Raw genomic sequence first — 15,895 nt, forward strand, 5'->3', positions numbered from 1 at the left:
CGCCCGGGCCCGCCCCTCCTCGCCCCGCCGCCCCGCGTGCCGTCGGTACGCGGGGCGGCGCCGCACCCCGCTCAGCGGCCCGGCGCCCCCAGCGTTCCCAGGGCCTGTTGCGTCGCCGGGTCGTCGGGCAGGTAGGCGAGCAGATGGTGGCCCGGCTCGTCGACGGCGGCGAGCTTGACGTAGCGCAGCCGCAGATCGCCGGTGGCCGGATGCCGGAAGTGGCGTACGGCGGGATGGAACGCCGATGTCTCCCGGCGGCCGTACCAGCGCGCCGCGTCCGGGTCGGCGAGCAGTTCCTCGGTGATCTCGGCGTATCGGCCGTCCTCGGGATGTCGGGCCGCCTTCGCCCGGAACTGGCCCAGCAGGCTCCGCGCCTCGGGCTCCCAACTGGCCAGCAGCGTACGGGCGGGCGCCCAGCGGAACACCAGCCACAGCAGGTTGCGCCGCTTGGGCGCGAGCCTGGCCGGATCGGTGAGCAGGGCTGCGTACCCCGAGTTCCAGGCCAGCAGGTCCCAGTGCGGGTCGAGCACCACGGCCGGGTTGGGCGTCAGCGCCTCCACCAGGGTCAGCAGGTTGCGCGAGACCCATCCCGGCGGGTGTTCGTCCGGCGCGGCGTGCTCCAGGAACGACAGCACGTGCGCGGTCTCGTCCGCGTCCAGGCGCAGCGCCCGCGCCACCGACCGGAGCACCTGTTCCGACGTGCGCACCCGGCCCTGCTCCAGCCACGCGTACCAGGAGCTGCTGATCCCGGCGAGCTCCGCGACCTCCTCGCGCCGCAGCCCCGGGGTGCGCCGCCGTGCGGACCCGGGCAGCCCCAGCTCGGCGGGCGTCAGCCGCTCACGCCGCGAGCGCAGGAACGCGCCCAGTTCCCGATCCCGGACGCTGCCCGCGCCGCCGTTCATGATCCCCCCTCGCCCCGCACTCCCAGGGTGTGAGCAAGGGTAATCGGCTGCGGGGCCGCGCCGCTCACCGGCGGTGATGGGGTGGAACCACCAGCCAGGCCGGGTCTGGTGCGGGACCGAGTGACCACCACAGGATTACCACAAGGAGAGCCGTCATGGACGCCCATACGGAAACCACCGACTCAGCGGGGCCCGCCGACCCGGCGAGGCCCGCGGACTCGGCCGGGTCCGCCGCCGCATCCGGGCCCGCCGACCCGTCCGGGCCCGCCGAGGGAGCCGGGCACGCCGCTGCCCCTTCGGCGGCGCGTGGTGCGGCAGCCCCTGCGCCCGGGGAGGCTCCCGTATCGCCGCCGGAGGCACCCGCGCTGCCCGTGCCGCCCACGCTGTCGGCCCTGCCTGCCGCCTCTTTACGGCTGCTGCGGGCCGCCGGGTTTGTCAGCAACTTCGACCGCTTCTGCATCACCCCGATGCTGCTGCTCATCGGCGCCCAGCTGGGCGTTCCGCTGCCGACGGTGATGCTCGCGGCCAGCGGCTACTTCCTCGCCTACGGTCTGATGCAGCCGGTGTGGGGACTGGCCAGCGACCGGCTCGGCCGGGTGCGCGTCATGCGGATCTCCCTGGCCGGCGCCGCGGTCGCCGCGCTCTGCTCGGTGCTCGCGCCCGACGCGACGGTGCTGATCGTGGCGCGGGCCGCGGCCGGCGCGTTCTTCGCGGCGTCCATCGCCGCGTCCATCACCTACATCGGGGACACCGTGCCCGCGGCGGTCCGCCAGCGCCCGCTGAGCGAGCTGATGACCGCGTTCGCCCTGGGCACGGCCGTGGCGACCGTCGTCGCCGGCGCCCTGGCGCACTTCGTGAGCTGGCGTCTCGTCTTCGCGCTGCCCGGCGTAATGGCCGCCTACCTGGCCGTCGCCCTGCGCCGCCTGCCGGAGCCGCCGCGTGCGGCGCCGGGGGCGCTGCTCGCCCCGTTCAAGGTCGTGCTGCGCTCGCGCTGGCAGTGGTACGTGATGGCAGTGGCCATGCTCGAAGGCGCGGTCCTGCTGGGCTTTTTGACGTACATCGCGCCTGCCCTGGAGGCCCAGGGGTCGTCGGCGACGCTGGCCGGCGCGGTGTCCGCGCTGTACGGGGTGGGCTCCATGGCTGCGGCCCAGACGGTGAAGCGGCTGGTGGGGCGCTGGACGCCGGTGCGGCTGATGGTGGTCGGCGGGGTGCAGATGGCCCTGGCCTTCGGCCTCGCGGCGGCCAGCCGGTCGGTGCCCGCGCTGGTGGTGTGCACGCTGCTGCTCGGCGGCGGCTGGTCGTTCATGCACTCCACGATCCAGTCCTGGGCCACCGGCCTGTCCCCGGCGGCCCGGGCCACCGGTGTGGCGATGTTCGGCCTGGCCCTCTACGTCGGCAGCGCCCTGGCGAGCGCCATCGCCGCCGGCCCCGCGGAACACCACGCGTACAGGGGCCTGTTCCTGACGGCCGCCCTCCTCACGATCCCGCTGACGGTCGCGGCGGGGGTGGGGCGGGCGCGCTATGACCGGGGGACGCGTCCGGACCGGGGCTGACGCCCGCGCCGTTTCGGTGGCGGTCGGAGCTTCTGCTCCGCCGGCCCGCCAGTCCGCCGCGCTTCGGCCGGCAGCGTCCAGCACCTGCGACTGGGCGTTGGCGAGGTCGCTCGGGATGACGTCCCAGGCCGGCGGACTGGCGGGAATGGCTTTGTGAACAGCCAAGTTGGACCTGTGACGGATGACGGCCACGCTGATGGGGGCTTTCAGGTCGTCACCCTCGGGCGAGACGACCCAGCTGAGATGGAAGGCGACCCTCTCGCGGCGACGGCTTCCGTACGCCCTCCAGCTCCGACAAGATCACGGCATCGAAGAAGTCCGTCCACATGCCCTTGTCCTCGTACGGGTTGGAGGGCTCGATCCCGAACGAGCGCGCTTCGACACGGCGACGATCTGCGATTCAGGGTGCCGAGCGAGGCATTCGTTCCCCGGCACGGGCCCCGTGCCGTACTCGCTCGCAAGAAAGCGAACGCCCAGCAGAGTCTCCATGTGCGCCTCGACGAGGCCCTGTACGTCGGCCTCGACCTCAGCAGAATGCGGCGTGGCTTCAGTCACCCCGCCATGTGTCGTGTCCGTGCGAAACAGTTGCAGGCCCGACACCTCCCCCTCCGACGCTTCCCCTCGCAGGCTATCGACCGGCGCACACCGCGCACTTCCCCGCCTCCGGCCCGAGTGGGCGTCCGGCCGCGGCCGAAAGTTTTCCGTGCGCTCCTCTTGACGGTGGCTAAGGTGCGGCTGATTATCTAAAGCATCTTAATTAAAGACCCTTTAGGAAGCAGCCTCATTCCATGGCCGAATCCACCGTTCCCCCCGCCGGGCCCCACCGTCCGCAGCGCAGTCTGCTCCAGGTTCCCGCGCTGCAGCGGCGGCCTCCCGAGCGGACGAAGGCGAGCACGCTGGACAGCCGGGTGCACAACAGGTCGCTGGTGCTGGCGACCCTGTACCACGGGGGCCCCAAAAGCCGTTCGGAGATCGCGCGGGCTTCGGGGCTGACCGCGCCGACGATCTCCGCGCTCGTCGCGGACCTGGAGGAGGACGGGCTCGTCGCCGACATCGGCCCCCGCCAGGGCGCCCGGCTCGGCAAGCCCGCGAGTCTCGTACGCATCGAGGACGACGCGGTGAACCTGGTGGTGCTCGACCTGTCGCACAACGACCGGTTCAGTGGTGCGGTGCTCAATCTGCGGGGCGAGGCGGTCGAGCGCCGGGATGTGCCGCTCGGCGACGCCCTGGGGGCTGCCGCACATGCGCTGGTGCTCAGGCTCGCCGCCGAGTTGATCGAAGCGGCGCCGCGCCGGGTGCTGGGGATCGGCGTCGGCTCACCGGGCATCATCGACGACTCCGGGATCATCCGCCTCGCCGCCCATCTCGGCTGGACCGATCTGCCGTTGGCCGCTGAGCTGTCCGCATGCTTCGGCATCCCGGCGTACGTCGGGAACGACGTGAACCTCGCGGCGCTGGGGGTACTGCACTTCCGGGGCGCGCGCACCCAGAACCTGATGGTGATCTCGATCGAGCACGGCGTCGGCGCGGGACTGGTCGTCGGCGGCGAGCGAGTCGAGGGAGAACAGTTCGCGGCGGGCGAGATCGGGCACGTCACGGTCGACGAGGACGGCGAGCTGTGCATGTGCGGGCGGCGCGGCTGCCTCGATCTGGCCATCGACGCGGGCCACTTGAGCAGGCGCCTGGCGGGGGCCGACGCCGAACGTCGGCCTGCTCTGCGGTCGGCCGCGGGCCGGGCACTCGGCACCGTGCTCGCCCCGATCATCAGCGTCCTGAACCTGAACGAGATCGTGCTGACCGGCCCTCCCGAGCTGGTCGACGGCGAGTTCCTCGACGCCGCGCGTGAGGTCGTCAGGGCGCGCACGCTGGGCCCGGTCCACACGTCCCTCGACATCCGTTCCCTCGCCGGGGACACCGATCTGACCCTGCTCGGCGGTGCGTGCCTGGTGCTCGCCGCGGAGCTCGGGGTGCTGTGACCCGGGCCGTCGCCCACCCGCCCTGCCCGCCTGATCCTTCCCCTTACGCACAGGAGTTGCGATGAAACACTCACGGTTCGCCGCGGCCGGCGCCGTCGGCCTGGCCTCGGTTCTCACTCTGACCGCCTGCAACGGCTCAGGAACGGGCGGCTCCGGCGGTGCCCAGCAGAAGGTCTCCGCCGCGAAGGGCACCGGCAAGACCCTGACCGTCTGGGTCATGCAGGACGACTACTCCCCCGAGTCGCTCAAGGCGGTGAAGCGGGAGTTCACCGAGAAGACCGGCGCCAAGGTCACGATGGAGACGCAGAGCTGGGACGGCATCGCCACCAAGCTCACCACGGCGCTGGCCACCGACTCCCCGCCTGACGTCCTGGACCTCGGCAACACCCAGGTCGCGAGCTACGCCTCCAGCGGTGGCCTGATGGACCTGACCTCGTACGCCAAGGACCTCCGGCAGGGCCAGAAGTGGCTTCCCGGTCTCGCGGACCCCTCGACCGTCGACGGCAGGCTGTACGCCGTGCCGGGCTTCGCCGCCGCGCGCGCGGTGATCTACAACAAGACGATGTGGAGGAAGGCCGGTGTCACCAAGGCGCCGAAGACCTACGCCGAACTGACCGCGGCCCTCACGAAGGTCGGGGCCGCCAACAAGGCGTCGGATTTCTCGCCCTTCTATCTGCCGGGCCAGCACTGGGCCGCCGGGCTGCAGTTCGTCTGGGACGCGGGTGGCGAGATAGCCGTGCAGAAGGGCGGCAAGTGGACGGGCGGCTTCAGCTCCGCCGAGGCGCAGACCGGTCTCGCCGCGTTCAGGAAGTTCCAGAACGCGTACTCGGCGCCCGCGTCGCGCACCGCCGACCCGCAGAACCCCGACCAGCTCCAGGTCTTCGCCGACGGCAAGGCGGGTGCCATCACCGCGACCAGCGGGCAGATCGCCCAGATCGAGAAGGCCAACCCCGCGCTCACCGACGCCGATCTGGGCTCCTTCCCGCTGCCCGGCACCTCGGGCGCGGCGCAGCCGGTGATGCTGGGCGGCGCCGTGTGGGGGGTGGCGGCCAAGAGCAAGCACCAGGACCTGGCGCTCCAGTGGATGAAGATCGCCGCGAGCCCCGGCATCCAGGACAAGTGGATCGTCGGGCACGACGGCTGGAACCCGAACAGCGCAGAGGCGAACAAGAAGGCCATGAGCCGGGCCACCCCGCTCAAGAAGGGCTTCTTCGAGGCCGCCCTGCATTCCCGGGCCACCCCGGCGAGCCCGAGGTGGGCGTCGCTCGAGGCCGACAAGTCGGTCAACCACCTGTTCTCCCAGGTCGCTTCCGGTACGAAGTCCCCGGCGGACGCGGCCCGGACCTTCGACACGGCAGTGGACAAGGCCCTCAATGCGACCGGCTGACGAGGCAGGCCGCCCCCGCACCTCCGGTGCCCGCGACCTGCTCACCGGGGATCTGCTCACCGAGGACCGGGCCCCCGTGGCAGGGACGCCGGCCGAAAGGCCGTCGGCCGGGAACCGTACGGCAGAGCCGCCGAAGCGGCCGGTGAAGCGCGGGCGGCAGTGGGCGGTGCTGTGGCTGCTCTCGCCTGCCGGTCTTGTGATGGCCGCGTTCAGCGTGGCCCCGGTCCTCTTCCTGATCTTCACCTCGTTCACGGACTACAACCAGCGCACCCTGTTCACCGGCGAGTTCAGCATGGTCGGCGTGCAGCAGTACACCGACATGTTCCAGGACCCGGAATTCTGGAAGTCGCTGGTGCGCAGCGTGCTGTTCACCGTGGCGATGGTCGCGGGCAGCATCGCGATCGGTACGGCCATGGCCCAGTTGCTCACCAGGCTGCGCACCGCGATGCGGATGACCGTGACGGTGGTACTGATCTTCGCGTGGGCCATGCCGAACGTCGCTTCGTCGCTGGTGTGGAAGTGGCTGTTCCAGCCCGGCTACGGGGTGGTCAACTGGCTGCTCACCCAGGCGCATGTGTTCGGCGACATGACCAATACCGACTGGGGGCAGAACGCCTCGCTCGCGTATCTGTCGATCTGGCTGCTGGTGGTGTGGCAGGCGGTGCCGTTCATCGCGCTGACCCTGTACGCGGCGCTCACCCAGCTGCCGGTGGAACTGCCGGAGGCCGCACGGCTGGACGGGGCCGGCGAGTGGCGGGTGTGGTGGTCGGTCACGCTGCCGTTCCTGCGCCCGACCCTGCTGCTGGTCACGATCATGTCGGTGATCTGGGACTTCAACGTCTTCAACCAGATCTGGCTGGTCTCGGCGGGCGGTCCTGACTCGGCGACGAGCACGCTGGGGATCTTCGCGTACAAGACGGCCTTCGTGTCCTTCCGGATCGGCCAGGGCGCGGCCCTGTCGGTCATCACCACCGCGATCCTCCTGGGGATCACCGCCGTGTACATCCGCAATCTGCTGCGCTCGGGGGAGGACCTGTGAGCAACCGTGTGCGCAACCGCCGTCACCGGGCCGGCAGCCCCCGGGGCGGATGGCTGAACAACACCCTCGCCGTCGTCTTCTGCCTCGTGTGGATCTTCCCTGTCTACTGGATGGTCAACACGGCCTTCAAGCCCCGCTCCGAGGCGATGACGCCGACCCCGCACTTCTGGCCGTCATCGCCCACGCTGCGCAACTTCGACGCGGCGGTCAACCAGACCAGCTTCCTGACCAATCTGCGCAACAGCCTGATCGTGGTGGGCGGTGCGGTGCTGCTGGCCGTGGTCCTCGGGACGTTCGCCGCCGCGGCGCTGTCCCGGTTCCGCTTCCGGGGCAGGCGCACCATCATGGTGTCGATCCTGGTCGTGCAGATGCTGCCGATCACGGCACTGCTCATCCCCACCTTCCTGATCTTCAACGAGATCGGGCTGCTGGGCACCTATATCGGCCTGGTCTTCGCGTACGTGGCCACAGTGCTGCCGTTCTCGATCTGGGTCATGCGCGGGTTCTTCATCACCGTCCCGGCCGAGATCGAGGAAGCCGCGCGGCTCGACGGCGCGACCACCTGGCAGACCCTGACCCGGATCCTCTTCCCGCTGGTCGCGCCGGGTGTGATCGCGTCCAGCATCTTCGCGTTCATCACGGCGTGGAACGACTACCTGGTCGCCTACACCTTCATGAAGGACCAGGGCCACTACACATTGCCCGTCTGGCTCGCGTCGTTCAGCACCCCCGCCACCGGCACCGACTTCGGCGGCCAGATGGCCGGTTCGGTGATCTTCTCGCTGCCGGTGGTCGTCTTCTTCCTGATCATCCAACGCAAGCTGGTGTCCGGCATGTCCGCCGGCGCCGTGAAGGGATGACCCCCGCCATGCTCCTCCCCCTCCCCTGCTCGGCCGTACCGGGCGACGGCGTGTTCCCGCTGACCGAGTCCACCCGGATCACGGCGCCCGGCGAACTGGCCCCGACGGCTCGCTGGCTGCAGTCCGTACTGCGTCCGGCGACGGGCCTCCCGCTGCCGGTGTCCGGCAGGGCCGAGCCCGCCCCCACCGGCTCAGCGCTGGCGCTCGCCCTGGATCCTGACCTGCCCGCCGAGGGCTACCGGCTGGTCTGCGGTCCTGGCGGTGTCAGCATCACCGGTGGCGACACCGCGGGCGTGTTCTACGGCTGCCAGGCGCTGCGCCAGCTCCTGCCGCCCCAGATCTACCGCGCCGCCGGAACGGCCGGGGTGCGCTGGGCCGTGCCGTACGCGACCGTCGAGGACTCACCACGCTTCGGCTGGCGCGGCGCGATGCTGGATGTGGCCCGGCACTTCATGCCCAAGCACGACGTGCTGCGCTTCCTCGACCTGCTGGCGATGCACCGCATCAACACCCTCCATCTGCACCTGACCGACGACCAGGGCTGGCGGGTGGAGATCCTGCGCCACCCCCGGCTGACCGAGGTGGGGTCGTGGCGCCGCGAGTCCCAGCTGGGCGCGGCGCCCGACGCGCCCAACGACGGCCGTCCGCACGGTGGTTACTACACCCAGGACGACCTGCGCGAGATCGTCGCGTACGCCGCCGAGCGGCACATCACCGTCATGCCGGAGATCGACGTACCGGGACACTCGCAGGCCGCCATCGCCGCCTACCCCGAACTGGGCGTACGGGGAGAGCAGCTGGAGGCGAGCCCTCGGTGGGGCATCAACACGAACATCCTGAACGCCGAGGAGTCGACACTCGGCTTCTTCCTCGGCGTCTTCGACGAGGTGATGGACCTCTTCCCCGGCCCCTTCATCGGCATCGGCGGCGACGAATGCCCCAAGGACCAGTGGGACGCCGATCCGCGCACCCGGGAACTGATGGCGGAGCGCGGGCTCGGTGACTCGAAGGAGCTCCAGGCGTGGTTCCTCGGCCGGATCGGCGCGCACATCGCGGCGCGCGGGCGCCGGGTGTTCGGGTGGGACGAGATCCTGGAGGGAGCCGTCCCTGAAGGTGTCGCGGTCGCCTCGTGGCGCGGCATGACCGGCGCCCGCACGGCGGCGCGCCGGGGGTACGACGTGATCTCCTGCCCCGACGACCAGGTGTACCTGGACTACCGGCAGTCTGAGCTGGAGAGCGAGCCCATCCCGTTCGCCGTGCCGCTGACGCTCGCGGACGCGTACGCCTTCGACCCGGTCCCCGACGGGCTCACCGAACAGGAGACGGCCCGGATCCTCGGCGGCCAGGCCAACATCTGGACCGAGCACATGGATTCGCCGCGGACCGTCGACTACTACGTCTTCCCGCGGCTGTGCGCCGTCGCGGAGGCGCTGTGGAGCCGGGGCGGACGCGACTTCGACGACTTCCTCGTACGGCTGCGCCCCCATCTGGCCCGGCTCGACGCACTCGGCGTCGAGTACCGCAGGGAGGACGGCCCGCTGCCGTGGCAGAGCCGGCCCGGTGTCCCCGGCAAACCGGCGACACGCGCCGACTGGACCGAGTTCATCGACGGGCTCGTGGCCCACATCAAGACCTGAGCTCTCTCGGCGAGCTCTCAGCGGGCCGTCTCAGCCAGCTCTCTCGGCGAAACGCTCCGGATGTTCCCCCGCAATACCTGCAATTCCGCATGTCTTCAAGGGAGAAACAGTGAAGCAGAGAACAGGACGACGGGCGGGCATCGCGGCCCTGTCCGCGCTCGCCGTGGCGGTGGCGACCGGAGTGGTGGGTGTCCCCGCCGCGAACGCCGCCGCGGCCTCCGGGACGGTGACCATCGGCGGGAAGTGTCTGGACGTCACCGACGGCAGCGACGCGAACGGCACCGCCATCCAGCTCTTCGACTGCAACGGCGGCGCCGCCCAGCAGTTCGGCTGGGCGGACGACGGTACGGCGAAGGTGCTCGGCAAGTGCCTTGACGTCACCGGCGGTTCCGACGCCAACGGCGCGCTCGTCCAGCTCTACGACTGCGCGCGGGTGAACCAGCAGAAGTTCGCGTATCTGCCGGACGGCACGATCTACAGCGCCAAGTCCGGCAAGTGCCTGGCCGTCCAGGGACAGGTGGCGAACGGTGCCCGTGTCGGGCTCGCCCCCTGCGACCCGAAGCAGACCGCGCAGAAGTGGACCGCCGGATCGGCGCCCGGTCCGAAGTACAGCCTCTCCGGCGGTGCCCCCGTCGAGTACACCAATCCCGACGACACCCCGGCCGGAGTGTTCACGGCGAAGGACGGCCGGTTCTTCTACCAGCAGTCGGACGCGGAGTACGGCGCGAACGACCCGCGCGCGTGGAGCTTCTACAGCGGCGCCGACTTCGACTCCGCGAAGCTCGATCCGATATCCGGCGCGGTCGACCCCGCCAACGCGCAGGACCGCAACGACGACACGACGTGGCGCTGCGACACCAGCCCCACCGGCAAGGAAGCCACCCCGGCCCCTGACACCTCCAGCTACGCCCACGCCAACTACTGCGACCTGGCGGGCGTGTGGGTCGACCCGGCCAGTGGCGACTGGTACGGCCTGGTGCACAACGAGTTCACGCCGAGCCCCTTCGGCGACGGCATGCACTTCGACGGCATCGACTACGCCGTCTCCCGGGACGAGGGCAAGACCTGGTCGATCCAGGACCACGTCATCACCTCGCCGTACAGCACGAAGCGTGACGACACCGGCCAGTTCCCGAAGGACACCTACGAGTACGGCGACGGCGACCCCCGCCTGTACGTGGACAACGCCTCGGGATACTTCTACGTCTTCTACGCCGACCGGGTGCTGAACAAGTCCGGCGGCGGCAACATCTGGCACCAGCATGTGGCGCGCGCGCCCATCGCCCAGAAGATGGCGCCGTCGTCGTGGAAGAAGTGGCACGACGGCGCCTGGCAGTCGCCGGGCACCGGCGGCGAGGAGTCCAACATCATCCCGTCGGACGGCAACGGCACCGGCTACACCGCGCCCGCCGACGAGTACAAGCCGTCCACCGGCGGCAAGGCCGCGGACCAGGTCGCCCAGGGCGCCATGCCGGACAACTCGCAGCTGGCCGTCATGAACATCACCTGGAGCGCCTACCTGGGCAAGTACATCGGCACCCCGCAGAACAACATCGCCCAGGCCACCGACACCAAGTCCCCGCTGCACTTCTACGCGACGGACGACCTGGCCACCCAGAAGTGGGTGGACATCGGCAGCGTCGCGGAGAACCAGAACGCTTCGTGGTACCGGTGGTTCCTCGACTCGGAGACCAGGACGACGTCCACCGTGGTGGGCAGGACGTTCCGCTCGTACTGCTCGTTCTCCTGCGACACCTACACGGGTGAGTACGCCGACATCACCATCGAGCCCACGTCGAAGACGGAGCTGCCCGCATCCCCGGCGGGCGGCGGGGCCCGGGAGATCAGGGCAGCGAACGGCAGGCAGCTCGCGCTGTCCGGCGGCAGGGCCCAGAAGTGGAAGGTCACCGGCACCGGGGACGGCTTCTACACGGTCACCGGAAGCGACGGACGGCCGCTGCGCGTCGCGGACGGTACGAAGGGCCGGGCCTGGGGCGCACCGGTCTCGCTCGGTTCGGCCGGCGCCAAGGCCGCGGCCACCTCGCAGTGGTACCTCCAGAGGATCGTGAAGTCCCCCGCTGCGGGTGGTGCCTCCCGGGCCACAGGTGAGTACCGCCTGGTCAACCGCTCCAGCGGACTCGCCCTGAGCGTCGACAGCCACGGCTCGGTCTCGACGGCACCGCAGCACGCGGACGCGGCCCAGATGATGTCGTTCCGACGCTGACGCCGACGGCGGATCGTCGAGCGGCGGACGAAGAAGCGGGCCCTCAAGACCTGGACGGGGTCTTGAGGGCCCGCTTCCACGAACGGACCACCGGGCCACGGCCCGGCCGGCCGGCGGCAGGCGGCAGGCGGCAGGCGGCAGGCGGCAGGCGGCAGGCGGCAGGCTACGGCTCTGGCTTGGCTGGACTGGACTGGATCTTGCTTCACTGGCTCCGGCCTGGCCGGCCCTGGCTTGGCTTGGCCGGCGCCCGCCCTGGTCCTGGCCCTGGCCCTGGTCCTGGCCCTGGCCCTGGCCCTGGCCCTGGCCCTGGCCTCAGTGACCAGTCACGGCCGGTGGTCCCCGGTGCCTCCGGTGCCCGGCCCGTGCTCCCGCCGGTGCGGGGGGCGTCTGCGGAGGTTCGGGGGCGGGATCCGGTGGTGCGGGCGGTGGACCGGCTGCGCCGGCCGCCGCCCGGTCCGGCCCCGCTGCACGGCGGGCCCACGGGCATCACCGCCTCGGGCCTCACCGCCGCGTACCCCGCCACCGGCCCTGCCCATGCCGTCCGACCCTTCGGGCCCGTTCGGCTCCTCCCGCCCCTCAGCCTTCCCGGGCCCCTCCGTCTCCTCCCCGGGCTCCCCGGCCTGCGCCTGCCTGCGGAGCCGGAGTCCCTGGGCGGCGAAGACGGCCGCGATGACGATCCACAGGACGGTGGCGATCCAGGCGTACGGTTTCGGCGCCCAGGCCAGCCAGATGAACGCCCAGACGAAAAAGATCCCCGCCAGCGCGAAGTACCGGGTCGCCGTGGTGCGGACGAGCCACCGCGAAGCCGTGGTCGGCCGTTCGTTGCGCTCCATGAACGGAACTTACCCCGCGATCACGCCATGCCGCCCCCGCCGGCCCGCGAAGCGATATCGTCTACAGTTACGTAGACCGTCTACTGAGCTGTAGTCGCTTCGGTGCGGTCCACACCCTCCGGCCAGGACCGCACCACCGCACCGGTGCGGCGCCCGCGCCGGGCCCTCCCTCATCCGACCGGAAAGGCCGGGACCTTGCTCACAGCTTCGACACTCGCGGTGAACATCCTCGACGCGCAGTCCGTGCTGACCGCTTTCGGCGTGGCCGGAATCGCCGTGGTGATGTTCGCCGAGACCGGCCTGCTGGTCGGCTTCTTCCTGCCGGGCGACACCCTGCTGTTCACCGCCGGGCTGCTCTGCACGGGCAGTTCGACCGCCGGGCTGAAGCTGTCGCTGCCCATGGTGCTGCTCGCGTCGGCGGTCGGCGCGCTCGCGGGGGCCCAGTGCGGCTATCTGATCGGCCGCAAGGCCGGAGGCGCCCTGCTCGCCCGCAGCCGTTCGGAGCATCTGCGCAAGGGCGCGGCCCGCGCGGAGGAACTGCTCGGCAAGTACGGCCACGCGAAGGCCGTCGTGCTCGCCCGCTTCGTCCCGGTGGTGCGCACGGTGCTCAACCCGATGGCGGGCGCGCTCTCCGTACCGGCCAGGACGTTCACACTCTGGCAGGTGGTCGGCGGGCTCGTCTGGAGCCAGGGCCTGGTGCTGGCCGGATACGCGCTGGGGAAGTCCGTCCCGAACGTGGACCACTATCTGCTGCCGATCATCGCGGTGATCGTCGTCGTGTCTCTGCTGCCGCTCGCCCTGGAGCTGCGACGCTCCCGCAAGAACCGCCCGCGCACAGACGGAGTCAGTGGATGAACCTCGCCTATGACGGATCGCCGGTCGACGGCGGCCTCTACACCGACACGGTGGACCTGGCCCACCGCGCACCCGGCTGGCTGGACTCGGCGGTCTCCGCCTGGTCGTCGTACGGCCTCGCGCTGTTCGCCGTGCTGATGGTCGCCGGGTGGTGGCGGGCCCGCAGGGAGGGGGCCACGGCCGGGCTGATGGCGCTGGCCGTACCGGTGATCGTGGTGCTGGCCTACGGCGTCAACGACGCGGTCAAGCTGGTCGTACGGGAGGACCGGCCGTGCCAGAGCCTGCGTGTGACGACGCTGGAGGCGTGCCCGGCACCGGGCGACTGGGCCTTCCCGAGCAACCACGCGGCCCTCGCCTTCGCCGCCGCGGTGGCCCTGCTGTTCGTCTCCCGCAGGCTGGGCGTGACCGCCCTGGTCTGCGCGGTCGCGATGGCGGCCTCCCGGGTCTGGGTGGGCGCCCACTACCCGCACGATGTCGTCGCGGGGGCGCTGGTGGGAGCGCTGGTCGCGCTGGTACTCGCGACCGCGTTGCGACGGCGGCCCGAGGCCCTGGCGAGGAGGCTCACGGACACCAGGCTGCGTCCGCTGCTGGTCTCGTCGTGAACCGGCGCGGCGCCGCCGACCTGGCCGTGTCGACGGCGGTGGGCACCCTGGTGGCGTTCGTGCTGCTGACACTGGTGGTGGCGGGGCACCACGGCGCCCCACTGCTGACCGACAGCCGGCTGCTCTCCTGGTCGGTGCACCACCGGCCGCCCGTCGCGGTCGCCGCGGCGCGCGGCGTCACCGACACCGGTACCGGCATCATCCCGTATCTGCCGGCCGTCCTGGCGGGTGTGATCGCCGGACGCGGTGCGCGGCAGCGGGTGATCGCGGCAGCGGCCTGCCTGGCCTGTCTGGTCCTGGCGCAGCTGGTGCGGTACGGGGTGATGTCGCTGGTCGCCCGGGACCGCCCGCCGGTCGGCGACTGGGCCGCGCGAGCCTCCGGCTGGTCGTTCCCGTCCGGCCACACCACCACGTCGGCGGTCACCGCCGGGCTGCTGATCGCGGCGGTGCTGCTGCGGGCGCGGCACGGCAGACGGACGATCGCGGCCGGGATCGGCTGCTGGGCCGTGCTCGTCGGGCTGAGCCGGGTGTACCTCGGGGTCCACTGGTCAACGGACGTGGCCGGCGGCTGGCTGTTCGCCCTGTGCTGGCTCAGCATCTGCTTCCGGGTCTGCTTCTTCCGCGTCTGCTTCCGGATCTTCTTCCGGTCGGCGGTCCGCCGCTGCCCCGAGGTCCCGCCCACGCCACACGACAGCACCGCACCGCCGCCGTACGACAGCACCGCGCCGCCGCCGCCGGGAGAGGCGCCCGCGCCCCGCTCGCCGGACAGCGCCGGCGGACGCTCCGGCGCACCGGGCGGCCCGCCCGGGTAGACGCCCAGGCCAGGACAGACCGGCAGACCGGCGGCCCGGACCCGCTGCGGAATGCCCCCGCACCCTCCGGCGTTGTTGCTGCCCGGAGCCCACGCGCGGATCGAGCGGATCGAGCCAATCGGCCGGTGCCCGGCCCCGTCGGACCTGGAGGCATGGCTGTGCACGGTGAGTACAAGATCCCCGGCGGCAAGCTCGTCGTCGTCGACCTGGACGTCGAGGGCGGCGCCCTGCGCAACGTCCGGGTGGCCGGTGACTTCTTCCTGGAGCCCGACGAGGCGATCCTGGACATCGACGCGGCCCTGGAAGGCGCCCCCGCCCACGCCGACGCGGCCACCCTCGCCGCCCGCATCACCGCCGCACTGCCCCCGGCCGCCGTGCTGCTCGGCCTCTCCCCCGAGGGCGTCGCCGTCGCCGTACGCCGGGCCCTCACCCGGGCCACCGAGTGGAGCGCCCACCGCTGGCAGCTGATCCACGACCGTCCGCAGTCCCCCGCCCTGCACATGGCGCTGGACGAGGTCATCACCGCCGAGGTCGCGGCGGGCCGGCGTCCGCCGACGCTGCGGGTCTGGGAGTGGGCCGCCCCTGCAGTGATCATCGGCAGCTTCCAGTCCCTGCGCAACGAGGTCGACCCGGAGGGCGCCGAACACCACGGGGTGACGGTCGTCCGCCGGATCTCCGGCGGCGGAGCCATGTTCGTGGAGCCACAGAGCACCATCACCTACTCCCTCTCCGTCCCCGAGTCCCTGGTGTCCGGCCTCTCGTACGCCGACAGTTACGCGTATCTGGACGACTGGGTGCTCGGTGCGCTGGCCGACATGGGCATCAAGGCGTGGTACCAGCCGCTCAACGACATCGCCACCGAAGCGGGCAAGATCGCGGGCGCGGCGCAGAAGCGCATCGCGGGCGGCGGGGTGCTGCACCACGTGACCATGGCGTACGACATCGACGCCGACAAGATGACCGACGTGCTGCGCATCGGCCGCGAGAAGCTGTCGGACAAGGGGATCGGGAGCGCCAAGAAGCGTGTCGACCCGCTGGCCCGGCAGACGGGGCTGCGGCGCGAAGAGGTCATCGAGCGGATGATCGGGTCCTTCCGCGGCCGTTACGGCCTCGCCGACGGCGGCGTGACGGAGGAGGAAATGGCCCGGGCACGGGAGTTGGCCGCGGCCAAGTTCGCCACCCCGGAGTGGACAGCGCGGGTGCCGTGACAAGCAC

13 protein-coding genes and 1 pseudogene are annotated in these 15,895 nt (G+C 71.4%); 11 read left to right on the forward strand and 3 right to left on the reverse strand.

All coding sequences use genetic code 11. From position 1 onward, the window contains the following. Positions 1-71: 71 nt before the first annotated feature. Complete coding sequence (locus OG510_RS05740) at positions 72-902, reverse strand: helix-turn-helix domain-containing protein (RefSeq protein ID WP_406135633.1); 831 nt, start codon at positions 900-902, stop codon at positions 72-74. Between the two features lie 155 nt (positions 903-1,057). On the opposite strand from OG510_RS05740, the gene OG510_RS05745 reads away from it, so the two are divergent. Further along, complete coding sequence (locus tag OG510_RS05745; RefSeq protein WP_406135634.1) at positions 1,058-2,455, forward strand: MFS transporter; 1,398 nt, start codon at positions 1,058-1,060, stop codon at positions 2,453-2,455. 426 nt (positions 2,456-2,881) lie between these two features. Here OG510_RS05745 and OG510_RS05750 read toward each other — a convergent pair. Then, a pseudogene (locus OG510_RS05750) lies at positions 2,882-3,055 on the reverse strand (transporter); the annotation flags it as partial. Positions 3,056-3,243: 188 nt separating this feature from the next. Between OG510_RS05750 and OG510_RS05755 the strand changes: the two are divergent. From OG510_RS05755 to OG510_RS05780, 6 genes are all read left to right on the forward strand, one after another. Then, positions 3,244-4,431, forward strand: a complete 1,188-nt coding sequence (locus OG510_RS05755; protein ID WP_406135635.1) for an ROK family protein — start codon at positions 3,244-3,246, stop codon at positions 4,429-4,431. Between the two features lie 61 nt (positions 4,432-4,492). Beyond that, complete coding sequence (locus OG510_RS05760; RefSeq protein WP_406135636.1) at positions 4,493-5,818, forward strand: extracellular solute-binding protein; 1,326 nt, start codon at positions 4,493-4,495, stop codon at positions 5,816-5,818. Then, on the forward strand, positions 5,805-6,857 hold the full coding sequence (locus tag OG510_RS05765; RefSeq protein ID WP_406135637.1) for a carbohydrate ABC transporter permease: 1,053 nt from the start codon (positions 5,805-5,807) through the stop codon (positions 6,855-6,857). The genes OG510_RS05760 and OG510_RS05765 overlap by 14 nt, the downstream gene beginning before the upstream one ends. After that, positions 6,854-7,717 carry a carbohydrate ABC transporter permease gene (locus tag OG510_RS05770; protein WP_406135638.1) on the forward strand — a complete coding sequence of 288 codons (864 nt, stop codon included), beginning with the start codon at positions 6,854-6,856 and terminating at the stop codon, positions 7,715-7,717. The genes OG510_RS05765 and OG510_RS05770 overlap by 4 nt, the downstream gene beginning before the upstream one ends. An 8-nt stretch (positions 7,718-7,725) precedes the next feature. Further along, the gene (locus OG510_RS05775) at positions 7,726-9,354 is read left to right on the forward strand and encodes a beta-N-acetylhexosaminidase (RefSeq protein ID WP_406135639.1); all 1,629 of its coding nucleotides are present in this window, start codon (positions 7,726-7,728) and stop codon (positions 9,352-9,354) included. Positions 9,355-9,463: 109 nt separating this feature from the next. After that, positions 9,464-11,578, forward strand: coding sequence for a ricin-type beta-trefoil lectin domain protein (locus tag OG510_RS05780; protein WP_406135641.1), 2,115 nt, complete (start codon positions 9,464-9,466; stop codon positions 11,576-11,578). 323 nt (positions 11,579-11,901) lie between these two features. On the opposite strand, the gene OG510_RS05785 is transcribed toward OG510_RS05780, so the two are convergent. Then, entirely contained in the window at positions 11,902-12,411 is a 510-nt protein-coding gene (locus OG510_RS05785) for a phage holin family protein (protein WP_406135642.1), read from the reverse strand. A gap of 195 nt (positions 12,412-12,606) precedes the next feature. Here OG510_RS05785 and OG510_RS05790 point away from each other — a divergent pair, with 195 nt between their 5' ends. The 4 genes from OG510_RS05790 to OG510_RS05805 all read left to right on the forward strand — a co-directional run bounded on the left by OG510_RS05790 (position 12,607) and on the right by OG510_RS05805 (position 15,888). After that, entirely contained in the window at positions 12,607-13,266 is a 660-nt protein-coding gene (locus OG510_RS05790) for a DedA family protein (RefSeq protein ID WP_406135643.1), read from the forward strand. Further along, complete coding sequence (locus OG510_RS05795; RefSeq protein WP_406135644.1) at positions 13,263-13,868, forward strand: phosphatase PAP2 family protein; 606 nt, start codon at positions 13,263-13,265, stop codon at positions 13,866-13,868. Before OG510_RS05790 ends, OG510_RS05795 begins: the two co-directional genes overlap by 4 nt. Further along, complete coding sequence (locus tag OG510_RS05800; protein WP_406135645.1) at positions 13,865-14,680, forward strand: phosphatase PAP2 family protein; 816 nt, start codon at positions 13,865-13,867, stop codon at positions 14,678-14,680. Before OG510_RS05795 ends, OG510_RS05800 begins: the two co-directional genes overlap by 4 nt. A gap of 158 nt (positions 14,681-14,838) precedes the next feature. Next, the gene (locus OG510_RS05805; RefSeq protein ID WP_406142312.1) at positions 14,839-15,888 is read left to right on the forward strand and encodes a biotin/lipoate A/B protein ligase family protein; all 1,050 of its coding nucleotides are present in this window, start codon (positions 14,839-14,841) and stop codon (positions 15,886-15,888) included. Positions 15,889-15,895 lie beyond the last annotated feature (7 nt).

Source organism: Streptomyces sp. NBC_01089, from assembly GCF_045162975.1.
In the GTDB taxonomy this organism is placed as follows: Bacteria; Actinomycetota; Actinomycetes; order Streptomycetales; family Streptomycetaceae; genus Streptomyces.

Bases quoted from the DNA above. Each gene is read 5' to 3' on its own strand.
- OG510_RS05740 (WP_406135633.1), bottom strand. From the start codon at position 902: ATGAACGGCGGCGCGGGCAGCGTCCGGGATCGGGAACTGGGCGCGTTC.
- OG510_RS05745 (WP_406135634.1), top strand. From the start codon at position 1,058: ATGGACGCCCATACGGAAACCACCGACTCAGCGGGGCCCGCCGACCCG.
- OG510_RS05755 (WP_406135635.1), top strand. From the start codon at position 3,244: ATGGCCGAATCCACCGTTCCCCCCGCCGGGCCCCACCGTCCGCAGCGC.
- OG510_RS05760 (WP_406135636.1), top strand. From the start codon at position 4,493: ATGAAACACTCACGGTTCGCCGCGGCCGGCGCCGTCGGCCTGGCCTCG.
- OG510_RS05765 (WP_406135637.1), top strand. From the start codon at position 5,805: ATGCGACCGGCTGACGAGGCAGGCCGCCCCCGCACCTCCGGTGCCCGC.
- OG510_RS05775 (WP_406135639.1), top strand. From the start codon at position 7,726: ATGCTCCTCCCCCTCCCCTGCTCGGCCGTACCGGGCGACGGCGTGTTC.
- OG510_RS05785 (WP_406135642.1), bottom strand. From the start codon at position 12,411: ATGGAGCGCAACGAACGGCCGACCACGGCTTCGCGGTGGCTCGTCCGC.
- OG510_RS05795 (WP_406135644.1), top strand. From the start codon at position 13,263: ATGAACCTCGCCTATGACGGATCGCCGGTCGACGGCGGCCTCTACACC.